Raw genomic sequence first — 17,422 nt, 5'->3', positions numbered from 1 at the left:
TTTATCCTTAAATTAAATTCTTGACGCAGCTGCGTACTGCTTCAACAAGTCCGGCACATCTAGAATCAATGCAATGTGTCCATCACTTGTAATTGTCGCGCCTGCCATTCCTGGCGTGCCCTGTAGTAGTTTATCAAGTGGTTTGATAACAACTTCTTCTTGGCCAATAAGCGTATCAACAACAAAACCAACACGTTGACTACCAAGCTGTACGATAACAACATGGCCGTGTCCTTTACGCAATTCCACAATACCCGCTTTAGGTGCTAGCCAGTTTTGCAAGTAGAACAACGGAATAGACTTATCGCGAACGATAATCGTCAGCTGGCCATCAACCACGTTAGTGCGGCTGAGGTCTAAGTGGAAAATCTCGTTCACAGATGCCAATGGCAATGCGAATGGGTGACCTGCAACACCGACCATCAAGGTTGGTAGAATCGCTAGCGTCAATGGAACCTTGATCGTAATCTTGGTGCCTTGCCCCATCTCTGAATCGATATCAATCGAGCCATTCAGTGTGTTGATCGCTGTTTTCACAACGTCCATACCTACACCACGGCCAGAGATATCCGAGATCTGCTCCTTGCTTGAAAAGCCAGGGGCAAAAATAAGATTGAAACACTCTTTGTTTGATAAGCGAGACGCTGCATCTTCATCCATCAGACCACGTTTAACCGCAATAGCACGAAGCTTATCAGGGTCCATACCGCCACCGTCATCAACGATAGCCAGTTCAATATGGTCACCTTCTTGCGAGGCAGATAGAATCACTTTACCCGTTTGTGATTTGCCAGCTGCAATACGGGCTTCAGGCATTTCAATACCGTGATCCACAGAGTTTCTCACTAAGTGAATCAGTGGATCGGCAAGTGCTTCAACTAAATTCTTATCAAGATCCGTTTCTTCCCCGCGCATTTCAAGAACAATGTCTTTCTTCAAACTACGAGCAAGGTCGCGGACAACTCGTGGGAAACGACCAAAAACTTTCTTGATCGGCTGCATACGAGTCTTCATTACCGCACCTTGGAGGTCTGCGGTAACAACATCTAAATTTGAGACAGCTTTTGCCATCTCTTCATCGTTACTGTTTAAGCCAAGGCTCACAAGTCGATTACGAACCAGTACCAGCTCACCCACCATATTCATGATGGTATCCAGTGTTGACGTGTCGACACGAACTGTAGCGTCGGCTTGTTGTTTCTTCGCTGGCGCTTTAACTTCAGCTTTCGCTGGTGCTTCTTTAACAGCGACAGGTGCAGATGGCTGAGGCTTAGGTGCTGCTTGTGGAGCAGGCACTGGGGCAATAGGCTTCGCTGCAGCAGGTTTAGTTGCTGCATCTAGCTCTTCAATAGTTGGTCCATTACCTGAACCATGTAACTGGTCTAGTAACTTCTCAAACTCTTCGTCGCTCATCAGGTCATCACCTTCAGACATCGCCGAAACGGGTGCGGAAGAAGGTGCTGGCGGAGGAGGAGGCGGTGAACCTACTGCCGTCGGGCTCTTGCCCGCGCCATGCAGTTCATCTAATAACTTTTCGAATTCGTCATCCGTAATATCACCGCTCTCAGCAACCGGTTGAGGAGCAACAGGAGCTGGCGGCGGTGTTGGTACAGAAGATGCTGTTGGCGAACCACCTTTACCATGAAGCTCGTCAAGCAGACGCTCAAACTCATCCTCAGAGATATCATCCACTGAAGAGGCACTAATACTTGCGCTTTCGACGATCGGTTCAGCAGGCGCTTCAAAAACTGGCTCAGCGATTACTGGTGCTTCGACTGGGGCAGCTTCATCGGCAGACTGCGGTCTGCAGAGGCGGTGAAGTTCATCCAATAAAGCTTGATCAGCTGGCACTAAAGGCTCCTGATCTTGCACGGCTTGAAACTGTACATTAACTGTATCTAGCGCCTGCAGCATCGTATCCATCAAACCTGATGTTACGCTGCGTTGGCCGTTTCGTAGAATGTCGAACACATTCTCAGCACCATGACAAGTATCCACCAGCTCAGTCAATGCTAGGAAACCAGCACCACCTTTTACTGTATGGAAACCACGGAAAATAGCATTTAATAGGTCTTTGTCGTCAGGGTTATTCTCTAGCTCTACCAGTTGCTCTGATAGGAGTTCAAGGATCTCTCCTGCTTCGACTAAAAAGTCCTGAAGAATATCTTCGTCTAAATCGTAGCTCATACGTTACCTTTAAAATCCAAGACTGGATAACAAATCGTCGACTTCATCCTGAGATGCAACAGCGTCTTCGCGCTCTTCTGGGTTCATAATTGGACCTTCAGGCGCAATAGATGCTTTCTTCTCTGACTCTGGAGTTGGCTCTGTTTGATTCGCACCGAATACCGTGAGAATCTCGACCAAACGTCCTTCAACCTCATTCACCAAGGTAATAACTTTGCTAATTATCTGCCCAGTTAAGTCTTGGAAATCCTGAGCCATCAAGATTTCAGTCAATTGTCCACGTAGTTCAGTACTATCGCCTTCTACTTGGACAAGCAATTCATCAATGCGGTGACATAAAGCTTTAAATTTTGCCAGCTCAATGCGGCCATGCATCAGTTCATTCCATTGAGGCCTTACTTGAAGTAAACACTCGTGTAGGTTGTCTGCAATTGGCATACAACGATCGACAGCGTCCATCGTCTTATTTGCCGCAACTTCCGTTTTATCAATGACATACTGAAGGCGATCCCTTGCGTCAGGGATTTCATCATTTGCGATAACGCTGATGCGCTCATCGAAATTGAATTGAGTCAAAGAGTCATGGAGGTCGCGAGTCAAACTTCCTATTTCTTGAAGCATTGGATTGTCTTGAAGACTAAAATTGTCTTCATAAATGCTTCTAACAAGAGAATCAGCATCTTGCTGCTTATCGTTCTCAAGCAGCTCTACTAATTTTTTTGCTTGTTCTAATGAAATCATCCTGAGTTCGGCCTTACTCCGCATACTTTGTGCGCTTAGGCTATCGAGATAAACAGAGAACTTATCGGTCAGTGTTTGCCTAGAAGTGCCTAAAACTTATTGATGCTTATAAGCGATCAAAAATCTTATCAAGTTTCTCTTTCAGCGTTGCAGCAGTGAAAGGCTTCACAATGTAACCATTAACACCCGCTTGCGCTGCTTCGATGATCTGCTCACGCTTCGCTTCCGCAGTGATCATAAGCACTGGGAGGTGCTTAAGTTCTGCATCTGCGCGAATGTGTTTAAGCAGGTCAATACCTTGCATGCCTGGCATGTTCCAGTCAGTTACCACGAAATCAAATTCGCCTTTTTTCAGCATAGGTAACGCGGTTAAACCATCGTCTGCTTCTTGAGTGTTGTTGAAACCTAAATCGCGAAGTAGGTTTTTAACAATTCGGCGCATCGTTGAAAAATCATCAACAATGAGAATTTTCATGTTTTTGTTCAAATTAGCCTCCACTGAATAGAATCAGTGTTGTTAGTCGTTCTGTGTCCAAGCACTTAACTTAGTGCGTAAACGCTGCATAGATTGGCTCAGTATTTGGCTGACACGAGATTCGCTGACACCTAGTACTTCCCCAATCTCTTTTAAATTGAGTTCTTCGTCGTAATAAAGCGAAAGCACGAGGCCTTCCCTTTCCGGAAGTTGTTTTATCGAATCGATCAAAGCTTGACGAAATGACTCATCAGCAACCCCTTGAAAAGGCGTGTTATCTTGAGAGTCTTCATTCGGAGATATTACATCATCTGAGACGCCTAAATCTTCGATCCCGACAAGTCTTGAGCAATTAATATCAGTTAAAGCGTTGTGGTACTGGTCTAAACTCAGCCCCATGTGCTTTGCCACTTCGGCATCACTTGGGTCGCGATTGAGGGTACCCTCTAATTCCGCGATTGCACTGCTGATTTCTCGATTGTTTTTATGAACAGATCTCGGCACCCAGTCACCACGGCGAATGTCATCCAACATAGCTCCGCGAATCCGAATACCTGCGTACGTCTCAAAGCTTGCGCCTTTGGTACCATCATAGTTTTGTTGTGCTTCAATCAAGCCAATCATGCCAGCTTGAATTAAGTCATCAACCAAGACATTAGGCGGTAATCGCCCCAACAAGTGATGAGCGATACGTTTAACCAACACAGAATACTTCTCAAAAAAAGCCTGTTGGCTATTGTGATTAGCATGTTGATCGTAAGTAAGCGCTTTATTCACCAAATGGTTCCTCTATAAATTCAGTACGATTCAGCAGCCTTTCAACAAAGAACTCCAAGTGTCCACTTGGCGTTTTTGGTATTGGCCAGGTCAATGCTTTATTAGCCAAAGAGCTGATTGCCAATGCAGCTGGAGAGCGAGGGTACGCATCTACTACGATTTTCTGTCTCTTGACTGATTGACGTACTTTATCATCTAAAGGAATACATGCTACGAGTTCGAGGCTCACATTCAAGAAGCGCTCTGTGACCAAAGTCAACTTTGCAAATAATTCTCGGCCTTCGCGGTAGCTTCTGACCATATTTGCAACAATTTTGAATCGCTGAACTTGGTGCTCTCGGCTCAAAAGTTTGATCAGTGCATATGCATCTGTGATTGAGGTAGGCTCATCACAGACCACAACAACCACGTCTTGCGCCGCTCTTGAGAAGCTAATTACCATGTCTGAAATACCCGCAGCGGTATCAACCAACAAGATATCCATCTCATCTTCAAGCGAACCAAACGCACGAATCAACCCAGCGTGTTGAGCGTGTGAAAGTTCAGTCATGCTTTGCGTACCAGATGTCGCTGGAATAATTCTAATTCCGTGCGGCCCTTCGACAATCGCATCCTTAAGTTCACATTCGCCAGCCAACACATGACCCAGGTTTCGTTTAGAACGAATGCCCAGCATGATGTCTACGTTAGCCAGCCCTAAGTCGGCGTCCAGTACCATGACTTTCTTGCCTTGGCGAGCCATACAAATAGCCATACCTAACGTCACATTCGATTTACCGACGCCTCCCTTACCACCGGTTACAGCGATAACTTTTGTGAGTGAAGGCTTGGTTAAGCGACGGAGGCCGCTAGCTTGATCGTGTATCATATTCTCATTCATATTTATCCGCCGCCTAGAGCCCTTCAGAATCGCTATTCCAGTAATGAGGTTCATTCTCTGTAGATTTTTCTAATAACTCATTGGCCTTAGCAATCATATACTTTGGCTGAGCTATGACGATATCTTCAGGAACTCGTTGACCATTTGCTATGTAAGCAACTGGTAATGCATTTTGTATTACCACACTGATGAACTCACCCAAGCTAAGGGATTCATCCAGCTTAGTCAGGATACATCCCGACAACGGGATTCTTCTAAAGTGTTCAATGGTTTCTTGTAGTACTTTGCGCTGTGCGGTTGCAGGCAACACAAGGTAACTATTGATAACGGAACCACTCTCTTGCATCAATGTGTCTAACTGCTCAGATAGGCGAACATCTCGTTGTCCCATGCCTGCAGTATCGACCAGAATCAGGCGACGATTACGTAACTGATATATTACATCGGCCAATTCACTAGAATCTTTAGCAACTCTTACAGGACAACCCATAATTCGACCATAAATCGATAACTGCTCATGTGCACCTATACGATATGTATCCGTTGTCACTAGTGCGACGTTGTCGGCGCCATATTCCATGGCTGCGCGTGCTGCTAGCTTAGCAACAGTCGTTGTTTTACCTACGCCAGTCGGGCCCAACAAGGCCACAATACCACCGCGTTTTAAAATATCTTTTTGCGTGACAGAGATCTGGTCGGCAACCAGAGCTAACAAGGCCTTCCATGCACGTGCAGGCTTGGTATCTTCAGGAATGTAACAGGCCATTTGATCGGCAAGCTCGGCAGATACACCCATACGCTCAAGGCGTTTGATTAGCATTGCTCTGAGCGGTTCACGACGCTCAACTTCTTGCCACATTAGCCCTGATACTTGATGCTCTAATAGACGACGAATTGAGGTCATCTCTTCACGCATCGTCTCCATTTCAGCATCTGAACCTTTCGATTGAGGGTTTTCACGACCACGATCATAACGGGTAGGATCCAAACGAGGTGCTGGACGCTCTACTCTGCGGTCTTCGGCAATCAATTTAGATAAGCCTGTTTCACGAGCAAATGCTGAATCGAGGCTCCCGTGAGATTGATGGTTACCGGAAGACTGTTGGTTGCCAGAAGATTGTTGATTGCCAAGAGACGGCTGGTTGCCGAGAGACTGACGATTACTATGTGGCTGATGATTACTATGCGGCTTATGACCCGTGCTGGATTGGCGATTTAGCAATGCTGACAACGAGTCTTCGTTTTCTGCACGGTGTTGTGGCTCATCATCGGCGCCATGACTGTATTGCTTTAGCATATTCGCAAAGCGTTTGGTCATTGAGCGTCCACCTTCAGCATTCGTCTGTAGGCTAACCTTGTCATCGTCTAATTGACGACGCCCTGCCGGTGTTGCGGGCGCGGCCATTTGCGTATATTGGCTTTGCGCAGGCTGCTGAGGTTTATTTAATCTCTGGCTCGCTGTCGACGGGCTAGACTCGCCATCAATAGCGGCAACAATTTCCACGCCACCTGCGACCTTTTTGTTAGACATGATCACCGCTTCTGAGCCAAGTTCTTCTTTAACTTGGAGCAGTGCGGTTCGCATATCTTTTGCAAAAAATCGTTTAATTTTCAATTCGATCGTCCGTTCTAATTAGGCGGCTTAATTACCAACAGCTTGTACTATACGTATCTGCTTTTCGTCCGGTATCTCTTGGTAAGATAACACTCTCAAGCTTGGGATCGTGTTCTTCACGAACTTAGCCAGAGTTGAACGCAATACACCAGAGGTCAGTAGCACTGCTGGCTCACCTTTCAGCTCTTGCTCTTGTGTGGCATGGCTGAGTGAGGTCTGTAAACGTTCGGCTAAACCAGGTTCAATACCAGCAGATTCTCCGCCGGATGCCTGCATGGTTTGATGCAAGATTTGTTCCAGCTCTGGGATCAAGGTTATCACGGGTAGTTCTGGCTCTATACCATTGATTTCTTGAACAATTAGTCGTTTCAAAGAGATACGAACAGCTGCCGTAAGTATGTCAGGTTCTTGACTCTTACTTGAGTACTCCGACAAAGTTTGGACTATTGTTCGAATATCACGAATTGGAATGGCTTCATTCAATAGGTTCTGTAGCACTTTCACAACGACGCCAAGCTGTAATTGGTCCGGTACAAAGCCTTCCACCAGCTTAGGCGTTGAACGGCTAAGCATCTCAAGTAAGTTTTGTACTTCTTCGTGACCAATCAGTTGTGATGCGTTATTCGTTAGCTGTTGACTGAGGTGAGTGGCCAACACGGTTGATGAATCAACAACCGTGTAACCTAAGGCTTGCGCATGTTCACGCTGCTCTTCACGAATCCACACAGCTTCTAGACCAAAGGCAGGGTCAATCGTCGGCTCACCATCGATCATTCCATACACTTGGCCTGGGTTAATGGCTAATTCCATATCCGGCTTAATCTCAGCCTCACCAACCGCAACCCCCATTAAGGTGAGTCGGTAACTGTTTGGCGTCAATTCTAGGTTATCGCGGATGTGTACTGCTGGGATCAAGAAACCAAAATCTTGAGACAGCTTCTTACGCACCCCTTTAACGCGTTCAAGCAATTCGCCACCTTGGTCTCTGTCAACTAGAGGAATCAAGCGGTAGCCAACTTCTAAGCCAATAATATCAACAGGCTGAACATCATCCCACGAAAGTTCTTTCTGAGAACCCGTCTCCCCACTCGCTTCAACCGTAGCTGGAAGGTTGGGTTGTTCAGCTTTTTTCTTGTTCTTTTTATCAATGTAATAGGCACCGGCACCTGCAACGACAGCAAGGCTCAAGAACGAGAAATGAGGCATACCCGGCACAATACCCATGATGCCAAGGATAGCGGCGGTGATCATCAAGGATTTAGGATTGTCGAACAGTTGGAAGAAGAGCTGTTGCCCCATATCTTCATCAGTATTTTGACGCGTTACCATCATCGCAGCAGCGATAGAAAGTAATAACGATGGAATTTGAGCAACCAGACCATCACCGATAGTCAGTAGTGTATAGATTTCGATTGCTTCACCAAAACCAAGGTCAAACTGAACCATACCAATACTCAAGCCACCAATAATGTTGATGAACAAGATCAAGATACCGGCGATCGCATCACCTTTAACAAACTTAGATGCACCGTCCATTGAACCGTAGAAATCGGCTTCTTTGGTCACTTCAAAACGTCGAGTACGAGCCTGATCTTGGTCGATCAAACCTGCATTTAAGTCGGCATCGATTGCCATCTGCTTACCCGGTAAAGCATCAAGGGTAAAACGTGCACTTACTTCCGAGATACGACCCGCACCTTTGGTGACAACCATGAAGTTGATGATCATCAGGATCAAGAACACCACCAAACCAACCGCATAGTTACCACCGATAACCACGTTACCAAAGGCTTCAATAACGTTACCGGCAGCATCACCACCCTCATGGCCATGGAGCAATACCACACGTGTCGAAGCAACGTTCAAGGCCAAGCGGAGCAGAGTCGCAATCAGGAGTACGGTCGGGAATGCAGCGAAGTCTAAAGGCCGACGGGTATAAACCGAAACCAATAGCACAACCATAGACAGTGCAATGTTGAAGGTGAAGAACATATCCAACAAGAAAGCTGGAATGGGCAACACCACCATAGCAAGCGTTGCAAGCACCATAACAGGCGCGCCAATCGCAGGCATGGCACGGTTAGGAATTTTAGGTAGCTTGTCCGCAAAAGGCAGGGTGAATTTCATAAATCTAGGCAGTTTCGCTATGTTGTAGCTATCTCACTAAGCAGATTGAGGCCTAGGTCTAAGCTATGTTGCTATGGGCTAATATGTTCGGAATTGATATAGCAAACACTGTACCAACATCTCACGTCAAATTATCGCCATCACCTCGGAAACAAGAGGGGTAGCTAAGTTGCTATTATCAGGGTTCATCAAGCTGAGCTCAAGCAATTGATCTAATGTCGTAAATCAGGTGGGATCGGCATATTAGAATCTTGCAGTTTTGGCCTCTCTCCACCTTTTTTTCGGTATTGCTTAAGCTGGAAAACATATGCAAGCACTTGTGCAACTGCCGCAAACAGACCGTCAGGAATTTGTTGTTCTAGCTCTGTGGTGTGATAAAGCGCCCTAGCCAATGGCGGTGCTGGAATAATATAGATGTCATTTTCTCGTGCGATTTCACGGATCTTCATCGCCATGTGATCGACACCTTTAGCAACCACAATTGGTGCCTTATCTTGATTCTGCTTATAGCGAAGCGCCACTGAAAAGTGTTCAGGGTTGGTCACAATCACATCCGCTTGAGGAACGTCAGCCATCATTCGACGTTGAGCGGCTTCTCGTTGCAGCATACGAATACGACCTTTCACTTCGGGCTTACCCTCAGTGTCTTTGAATTCGTCTTTGACTTCTTGCTTGGTCATCTTCAGCTGATCGGCGTGTTGCCAAATCTGGAATGGGATATCAATGGCGACCACGATGAGTAGAGAACAACTGATCAATAGGATAAAGTTGAGCAAAATATCTAAGGCATGGAATATATTCTGGGGGTACACATCCATACTCAACTGCATCAAGTCATGTTGAGAAGCTTGAATCAGATAAATGGCCATGCCCGATACCAAAGCCACTTTCAAGATAGATTTCAGCAGTTCAACCCAGCTTTGTAAGCCAAACATACGCTTGATACCACTCAAAGGATTGAGTTTAGATGCCTTTGGCATAGCGGCTTGCATTGAAAAATTGACCCCACCAACACCCGCAGCGCCAATCACAGCAGCAACAAACAAAGTGATCAGAATTAAGAACAGTGGGAACAACAGGTTTACTAATGCGCCACCCGCTATTTCCAGTAGCTTATTAGTATCAAAAATCTCGTCACGACTGAGTGAAAACAGGCGTTGCATGGCCTCGAACAAAGCCTTCGCCATCGATTCGCCAAACCACATTAAAGAAATCGCACCGACTATCAATACCGATGCTGACGCCAGCTCTTTTGACCTTGCAACCTGCCCTTTCTCTTTGGCCTGTTGCAAGCGTTTGGGCGTGGCGTCTTCTGTGCGTTCTTGACCGTCTGACTCTGCCATTTCAGTCTCCTAGCAATCTAACCGGATTAGACGACATATCTGTTGCTCGCCTTGTATCCAAAATAGCTCATAGTGGCTAAACAATCCGCCAAGGATGTACCAACAAAGTAACAGACCCACGAGTAGCGCAAATGCAAAACCCAAAGAAAATATGTTTAGCTGAGGTGCCGCACGTGTCATTACACCAAATGAAAGGTTAATCGTCAGCAGCGCAATAATACCCGATAACGACATCGCTAATGCTGTTTTGAACATGATTCCAAGCCACAATGCCAGCTCTCTGAAATCGACGGCGGTTAAAGACCCACTGCCAATCGGCAAGGTTTTAAAACTGAACACCACCAGTTGCAACATTTTCAAGTGACCATCGGTCGCCAGGAAAAACATGGTCGCCAACAGCATGAACAGTTGGCCAAGTACTGGCGTATTTTGACCGTTCGCAGGATCGACCATAGAGGCAAAACCCAAACTCGATTGCATACCTAAAATCTGACCGAGCATGACAAAAGTTTGAATCAAAAACTGAGTAACAAACCCCATGGCGACACCAATCACGATTTGTTCAAATACCGTCAAGAATCCTTGGAAGGACAGCAGCTCAATCTCTTTAGGAACAGCTGGGATTGCGGGCATCACAGCAAAGGTGATCGCCAAACCTAAATACAGACGGATACGCGGCGACACAAAGCGTGCCCCTGTTACCGTCATCACCATCAGCATGGCTGAGATGCGAGTGTATGGCCAAAAATAATTGGCTAACCACTCTAGTACAAGGCTCGTTGGGTATTCCATATTGGTTTAATACAGAACTTGCGGCAAGCGTTCGATGAGTTCGAAAAAAAACTCCATCATCATCTGAGTCATCCAGTGAGCAAACATCATCAACGCCAATAACGTCACGATCAAACGCGGTAGGAAACTCAATGTTTGTTCGTTGATAGACGTCGCAGCTTGGAAAACCGCTACGACTAAACCAATCAATAGGCTAGGAATAATAATGGCACATACCATTATCAGTACCATCCAAAGTGCATCTCGGAACAACTCTACGAATATTTCAGGATTCATTATTCCCCCAGCTACAAGGCAAAACTGCCGGCGAGAGTGGAGAGTATCAAGTTCCAACCATCAACAAGAACGAACAGCATCAACTTAAATGGTAACGATACAATCATCGGTGACAACATCATCATACCCATAGCCATCAATACCGAGGCGACCACCAAGTCGATGATTAAGAAAGGTAAGAACAGCATGAAGCCAATTTGGAAAGCCGTTTTCAACTCCGATGTGATAAACGCTGGAATCAGAACCGCCATGGAAACATCTTCAGGGTTAGTCACTTCCGCACCCGAGATCTCAACAAAGGTTTCTAGATCTTTGATTCGGGTTTGTTTGAGCATGAAAGACTTGATCGGGCCTTGGGCAACGTCGAACGCCTGTCGTGCCGATATTTGTTCATTGAGATAAGGCTGAACCGCTTGCTCATTCACTTGATTGATCACTGGTGACATGATGAAAAAGGTCAAAAATATCGCGATACCAATAATCACTTGGTTAGACGGTGTTTGTTGGAGACCCATCGCCTGACGCAAAATCGACATCACCACCACAATACGGGTGAACGACGTCATCAAAATTACCATTGCCGGCAAGAAGCCAAGCATGGTCATTAGGGCCAATATCTGTAAATTGATCGAGTAGTCTTCACCGCCATTGGCGTTGGTGGTCATGGTAAAGGCAGGAATGCCACCACCATTACCCGTTAAACTACCAGTGGTCATGGTTTGCGATTTAGCTTGGTCTTGTTCCATCGTGCTGATGGTAACCGACTCTGAGCCTGCTGTATTCGCTGGAATGACGGTGCCATCTTCAGCCTGTGCAAATACCGACACACTGAACACTAAAGAACAGAGGAGGATGAGCTGAACCAACAACGCTTTTACCGCTCGAAAAGATCCGATTTGGCAAAGGTAAGATGAGGTGAAAAGTCCGTTACTTGTTTGCATCTTTTTTAATTAGCTGGGAAAGCTGACTTGAAAATGTACTTTTTTCCAGCATCTCCTGAGTAAGAGGTTTATCGAGCTTAGAGATCAGCTGAATCGACTGTGTGGTAATGCCGACTAAGAACTGTTCATCACCTGCTTGCACAATCGCAATGCGTTCTTTAGTACCAACAGGAATTTGCCTAACAATAGCCAAACCTTGTTGATTCGACATCGCAGGCACTTGCATTCGCTTGAGTAACCAAGCAATAAATAAGATGAAGGCGATAACGAAAATTAGCGACCCAAAAGTGGTCGCTAAATCAAGAGAAGGTGGCGCGGCAAAGGCAATAGAAGGCATAGACAACAGCCCTATTCCCAATATTCCACGGGACACGCTTGTGATTCCACGAAACAAGCCGGTCATTCCACTAAACAAACCAGCTTTCCCGCGAGACGAGCCCACCAATCTTTTTGGCGAAAAGCGCATTAACGTAGCTTCTTAATTCGTTCTGTTTGGCTAATTACATCAGTCAAACGAATACCAAATTTGTCGTTCACCACAACCACTTCTCCGTGAGCAATCAGAGTACCGTTAACCATCACGTCTAGTGACTCACCAGCAATTCTATCGAGCTCTACAACCGAACCTTGGTTCAATTGAAGTAAGTTACGGATACTGATCTGAGAACGGCCAACTTCCATCGAGATAGTCACTGGGATATCCATGATGGTATCCAGTTTACGACGCTCATCTTCAGAAATCGGAGATGATGAATCGGTTAGCTCATCAAGTGGTGCCGCAAGCACATCATCAACATCAATTGACGGTGCTAAAGGGTCTTCACCAAGTGCTGCAGCCCATTCGTCTGCTAGCTTTTGATCTTCACTAGGTTCCATTACCAATTCCTATACTTTTATCTATTTTGCTATTCGTCATCATCGCTGTTTTCGAGCTCAGACATTAGGTCTTTGCCTAGAAAAGCGAGATCAGTTTTGACCACATGCGGTCTTTGAATTTTTTCCGAAATCTGTACCGCGAGCTTCTCACCAGAACGCCCCATTTTCACACGATAAGTCGGCAGTTCTTCGACAAACATCGTCGCGTGTTCAGGCATATTCATGGGAATGACATCCCCTGGGCGCAATTCCATCAAATCACGCAGGGAAATATCTTGCTCTAACAAGTTCACGCGAAAATTGACTGGCACATCCATGATTTCATCACGCAGCGCGGTGCTCCAACGAACGTCAGTTTCCATTTTGTCTGATTGAACACCGGCATCAAGCAATTCACGAATCGGCTCAACCATGGAATAAGGCATCACGACGTGGAAATCACCACCACCGCCATCCACTTCAATGTGGAATGAGCTCACAACAATCACTTCGGTTGGGCTCACAATGTTCGCCATGCTTGGGTTCACTTCAGAATCCAAGTATTCAAACTCAACTCCCATCACTGGAGACCAAGCTTCTTTGTAATCTTCAAAAACAATTTTCAGTAGTAACTGAATAATTCGTCTTTCTGTTGGCGTGAATTCACGGCCTTCAATCTTGGCGTGGAAACGGCCGTCACCACCGAAAAAGTTTTCTACAAGAATAAATACAAGGCGTGCTTCCATAGTGATCAGCGCCGTGCCTTTCAACGGGCGGAAACGAACCATGTTTAAACTGGTGGGTACATACAATGTGTTTTGGTACTCACCAAACTTCATCATTTGTACGCCATTGATCGACACTTCAGCCGTTTTACGTAACATATTGAACAAACTGATCCGCATATGACGTGCGAAGCGCTCGTTAATAAGTTCAAGGGTCGGCATTCGACCACGGACGATTCGATCTTGAGATGAGAAGTCGAAATTGACCGCACTGTCATTCTCGGTTTCTAAGACATCTTCAACTTCTTCAACATCATCAACGCCATGTAATAGCGCATCAATTTCGTCTTGGCTTAATAAATCGGTCACAAATTACCTATTGAATTACGAAGTCAGTGAATAACACTTTTTCAATCACAGGCTGGCCAACAGCTTGAGCCAGACTTGCTTTAATATCTTCAGTTGCCTTGTCACGCAGTTCAATTCGCCCAGTGGGTGAGCGTAATTGATCGACCGTTGCCGAAGCGAACGTGGCCAGTAGCGTACTTTCTACGAGTGGAGAGTGGTAACGTGCGAGGTCTTCATTCTTACTGCCACGTACCATCAGCTGTGCTTTTATCTGAACTAGGCGATCTTTTTTATCCCCCGTCACATTAAACAAGAAAGGCTGAGGAATATTAACATACATGACAGGCTCTGCTGCGACCACTGCGGTGGCTGGCTGAGACTGAGATTCAGAGGCACTATCATCGGAGCCTAAGAAAAAGAACAGCGCACCACCTATGCCAAGCAGCAAAACGACTACCGCTATAATGATGATAAGGAGCTTGCTCTTCCCTTTAGGTGCATCTTGTTCTTCTGCCATACTTTACTCTAACTTCCTGTTCTTTCGATTAACTGACGGTTCTTTCTATCAACCAAGCATTCTTAGCCTGATATTAGGCATAATAACTAATTCCATCACGCTTTGATGCGACATTCAATTCAAGATTGCTGCCACTATCAAGGTTTTCATCACCTTGGCCATCATTTGTGCGGTTAGCGCCGGATTGTTGCTCACCATTGTTGTATCTATCTTGCCCCTGACCGGAGTTCTGTTGTTGAACTGACGAATCGGCTAACTGTAGCCCTTGTTGAGCAAGCATCTCCCTCAAGCGAGGTAAGGTTTGTTCAATCACCTCTCTTGCCTGTTGATTACTAACCGTAAAGTGCACGTTCGCCACATCATTATTCATGGTCATGCGGATTTTCATCTGACCCAATTCTGGTGGGTCGAGACGAATGTCCAAGTTCTTGAGGTTCTTAGACATCATCATTTGGACTTTTTCCGCGACCTGCTCATTGGCTAGCTCTTTGGTGAGCTGTAAAGGCGCTTGTTGAGCAGCTTGAATTTCAGCTCGCGTAGGTGCTGAACCAACCGTTGCTGTACCTTGTGCGCCAGCCGCAGAAGCGAGCTGCTGGGCCAAGGTCGAATCTTTAGAATCTTCTTTAGCACCCGCTTTACCCAAACCAGACAATGCAGCGGCACCAGCGCCCGCTTTAAGAAGCGCGTCAGTCGAGCCTGCTTTTGTGGCTGCTGGCGTTGCATTCATCGCTAGGCTTTGTGCCGTTAAGCTAGGATCTAAAGCCGCTTGCTGCTGCATTGGAGCTGCATTCCCTTGTTGTAATTGCTGAGCCGCTGCCTGTTGGGCCGCATGCGCATTATTGGCGTGCAGCATTGCCGCCTTATCCGTAAGAGCATTATTTACTGATTGAGAAGCGGTCTGCGCTGATACTTGTTGTGCAGCCGTCGCTACTGCCGTTGTTGATGCCACCGCGGCTAAGGCTTTGGCTTCATTTGAATCAGTGTTGTCCCAATCAATAGCGGCGGGTTCACCGGGTGTGCTGTTCACGTTCGGAGCTTGGCTTAGTAAAGCCGTTGCTTGCTGTTGAACATTGGTTAGCTGTTGATTTAATACTTCTAAGTTAGAGGTTGCTTGAGCCAGCGCAGCTTGCTCATCGACGGTCAACTTAGCGCCACTTTGTTGCTTTTGAACCAGACCATCGACAACAGACTGTTCTGATTCGATCTGTCCATTCAATTGGTTTAACGCTTTAGTATGGGCATCAACCTGTTTTGCAAGTTCCATATCCGCTGCTGAGAGTGCTTGACTCTGATCGACAGCAACCGAACTGGCCGCGTTCTTTTGGCGCAACTCTCGGCTCATACTCGCTTCAATTTGTTCTGGGGTGACGCCTTTATCCATCAACTGTCGAATTTCATCATCAGTCAACTGTGATACACCCTTACCTCCGGTAAGCACGGCAATTTCAGAATCGATCTCAAGACCGTTTTCTTGATTTGTTACATTGGTTTGTTGTGCCGGTTTACCCACGGTGTCGGTCGCAAGAACGCCCACAGCAGTGGCACCTACAATCTTGCCTTGAGCTTCATCAGCCTTCACTTGCTGAGGCAAGCCTTTGCCGTTGTCAGGCTGATTCAGTGTTTTGTTTGCCTCGTCCAACTGACCAAGCAATTTATTGCCTTCACTCATCGCAGCACTAGCTTGAGATGCCCCCTGAGCATTCAGCTCTGCGGATTGTGTATCAGAATCACTATTAACCAGAGCTTTCTGGGACTGGTCAGCTTTGGGCTGAGCCGCAGCCAAGGCATCGTCATCAGACGGTTTCGACGAGGCTTTATCGCTCGACTGTGAATTTAGTTCAGACGTATGTTCAGTAGCTGCGTTACTAGTAGCCGTATTTTCAGCATCCGTCGTTGCTTTAGCCTGCTTGGTTTGAGCTTCGCTAGCCTCATCAGCGATCTTAGACTCAGTTGAATCACCTTTAGTCTTTTCAGCCGATACTTCGTCTTCCGAAGAGAGCTGTTTTCCGTCTGATTTTGAGGCGTCATCAGTGTCTTTTACTGCCGCTTTGCTGTCACTTTCTTCAAAGCCTAGCGCTTCTTTAAAAGACTCTAAGAAACCTTTAGAGTCGCCGGTCTCTTCTACCTTTGAAGAGGCAGAACCGGTGTCCAACAACGATGACGTTTTGTTGGTCGCTGAATTTGAGGAAAGGCTAACATTCATATATACAAGCTCTATCTACTAGCTTTGCTGCCATAAATCGGACAACAAAAAGAAAGTCGGGTGCTTTTCATGCCTTTGCTGGGCATAACGCGCAATTTTATATAAAACGGAGCAAGAAACATGCCTATTAGTTCTGTTCTCACAATCTGAACGGCAACACCTTCGTCATTCAGGGCTTAGGATCACATCTTCTTTCGGCCATACATCAGCGTCGAGAACTCATCCATTTGCTTTTGTTCTCGTTGATCTTGCAGCTTTGCCTTCTCTTTCTGTTTTTTCTCCATCAACCACTCGTAGGATTTACGCTTTTTACGTAGCTCCATCCAGTAGTTTTGGCAGTTGTCGACTTGGTTTTTAAAATGATGCTCCGCTTCTCTCTGTTTAGATAATGTTTCATCTAGTTGAGTTAAGAAACGGTTCAAGTGACCATACTGACTCGCTGTGAGTCCAGCTTTTCCGCGATCAATAAGTTGCTGACAGTAATCAAGTCGGTACTTTTCAATCTGAGCGACCTGCTCATAGTAACCTTGAAGCTCTGAATTCGCTTTGTTGAGCGCGAGTACGGCTTGGTTCTCTTGATCCTTGGCTTGGTCGAGCAAAAATTCTAATGCGTTATCCAT

At 46.1% G+C, this 17,422-nt stretch carries 16 protein-coding genes and 2 pseudogenes; all 18 read right to left on the bottom strand.

The features are described 5' to 3' along the window. Positions 1-12 precede the first annotated feature (12 nt). On the bottom strand, positions 13-2,187 hold the full coding sequence (locus M4S28_RS05435; protein WP_249632432.1) for a chemotaxis protein CheA: 2,175 nt from the start codon (positions 2,185-2,187) through the stop codon (positions 13-15). Between the two features lie 9 nt (positions 2,188-2,196). Then, positions 2,197-2,928: a protein phosphatase CheZ gene (locus M4S28_RS05430; protein WP_249632431.1), complete on the bottom strand. Its 732-nt coding sequence runs from the start codon at positions 2,926-2,928 to the stop codon at positions 2,197-2,199. Positions 2,929-3,034: 106 nt separating this feature from the next. Next, on the bottom strand, positions 3,035-3,403 hold the full coding sequence (gene cheY / locus M4S28_RS05425; protein ID WP_016767062.1) for a chemotaxis response regulator CheY: 369 nt from the start codon (positions 3,401-3,403) through the stop codon (positions 3,035-3,037). Between the two features lie 42 nt (positions 3,404-3,445). After that, a complete protein-coding gene (locus tag M4S28_RS05420) occupies positions 3,446-4,180 on the bottom strand; it encodes an RNA polymerase sigma factor FliA (RefSeq protein WP_017076812.1) in 735 nt (244 codons plus the stop codon). Continuing rightward, positions 4,173-5,060: a MinD/ParA family protein gene (locus M4S28_RS05415; RefSeq protein ID WP_004736216.1), complete on the bottom strand. Its 888-nt coding sequence runs from the start codon at positions 5,058-5,060 to the stop codon at positions 4,173-4,175. Before M4S28_RS05415 ends, M4S28_RS05420 begins: the two co-directional genes overlap by 8 nt. Before the next feature lie 13 nt (positions 5,061-5,073). Then, positions 5,074-6,675 carry a flagellar biosynthesis GTPase FlhF gene (gene flhF, locus M4S28_RS05410; RefSeq protein ID WP_249632430.1) on the bottom strand — a complete coding sequence of 534 codons (1,602 nt, stop codon included), beginning with the start codon at positions 6,673-6,675 and terminating at the stop codon, positions 5,074-5,076. Between the two features lie 27 nt (positions 6,676-6,702). Continuing rightward, positions 6,703-8,802 (bottom strand): flagellar biosynthesis protein FlhA, encoded by a 2,100-nt coding sequence (gene flhA / locus M4S28_RS05405; protein WP_004736214.1) that lies wholly within the window; start codon positions 8,800-8,802, stop codon positions 6,703-6,705. Between the two features lie 212 nt (positions 8,803-9,014). Further along, positions 9,015-10,145, bottom strand: coding sequence for a flagellar biosynthesis protein FlhB (gene flhB, locus M4S28_RS05400; protein ID WP_004736213.1), 1,131 nt, complete (start codon positions 10,143-10,145; stop codon positions 9,015-9,017). Positions 10,146-10,154: 9 nt separating this feature from the next. Then, positions 10,155-10,937, bottom strand: coding sequence for a flagellar biosynthetic protein FliR (gene fliR, locus M4S28_RS05395; protein ID WP_004736212.1), 783 nt, complete (start codon positions 10,935-10,937; stop codon positions 10,155-10,157). A 6-nt stretch (positions 10,938-10,943) separates the two neighbouring features. After that, positions 10,944-11,213, bottom strand: coding sequence for a flagellar biosynthesis protein FliQ (fliQ, locus tag M4S28_RS05390; RefSeq protein ID WP_004736211.1), 270 nt, complete (start codon positions 11,211-11,213; stop codon positions 10,944-10,946). A gap of 11 nt (positions 11,214-11,224) precedes the next feature. After that, positions 11,225-12,154 carry a flagellar type III secretion system pore protein FliP gene (fliP, locus tag M4S28_RS05385; protein WP_004736210.1) on the bottom strand — a complete coding sequence of 310 codons (930 nt, stop codon included), beginning with the start codon at positions 12,152-12,154 and terminating at the stop codon, positions 11,225-11,227. After that, complete coding sequence (fliO, locus tag M4S28_RS05380) at positions 12,141-12,620, bottom strand: flagellar biosynthetic protein FliO (protein ID WP_249632429.1); 480 nt, start codon at positions 12,618-12,620, stop codon at positions 12,141-12,143. Before fliO ends, fliP begins: the two co-directional genes overlap by 14 nt. After that, positions 12,620-13,030 carry a flagellar motor switch protein FliN gene (fliN, locus tag M4S28_RS05375; RefSeq protein ID WP_004736208.1) on the bottom strand — a complete coding sequence of 137 codons (411 nt, stop codon included), beginning with the start codon at positions 13,028-13,030 and terminating at the stop codon, positions 12,620-12,622. The genes fliO and fliN overlap by 1 nt, the downstream gene beginning before the upstream one ends. Positions 13,031-13,059: 29 nt before the next feature. Then, positions 13,060-14,103, bottom strand: a complete 1,044-nt coding sequence (gene fliM / locus M4S28_RS05370; protein ID WP_004736207.1) for a flagellar motor switch protein FliM — start codon at positions 14,101-14,103, stop codon at positions 13,060-13,062. 7 nt (positions 14,104-14,110) lie between these two features. Beyond that, positions 14,111-14,599 (bottom strand): flagellar basal body-associated protein FliL, encoded by a 489-nt coding sequence (gene fliL / locus M4S28_RS05365; RefSeq protein WP_004736206.1) that lies wholly within the window; start codon positions 14,597-14,599, stop codon positions 14,111-14,113. 73 nt (positions 14,600-14,672) lie between these two features. Continuing rightward, a pseudogene (locus M4S28_RS05360) lies at positions 14,673-16,313 on the bottom strand (flagellar hook-length control protein FliK); the annotation flags it as partial. A gap of 74 nt (positions 16,314-16,387) precedes the next feature. Next, positions 16,388-16,802 (bottom strand): annotated as a pseudogene (locus M4S28_RS26595) (flagellar hook-length control protein FliK); the annotation flags it as partial. A gap of 182 nt (positions 16,803-16,984) precedes the next feature. Beyond that, positions 16,985-17,422, bottom strand: a complete 438-nt coding sequence (gene fliJ, locus M4S28_RS05355; RefSeq protein ID WP_017076818.1) for a flagellar export protein FliJ — start codon at positions 17,420-17,422, stop codon at positions 16,985-16,987.

Origin of the sequence: Vibrio sp. J383 (genome assembly GCF_023503985.1) — a bacterium.
Lineage (GTDB): Bacteria > Pseudomonadota > Gammaproteobacteria > Enterobacterales > Vibrionaceae > Vibrio > Vibrio splendidus.
Note: the sequence above shows the minus strand (reverse complement) of the source record. Positions and strands in the feature narration are given on the sequence as shown.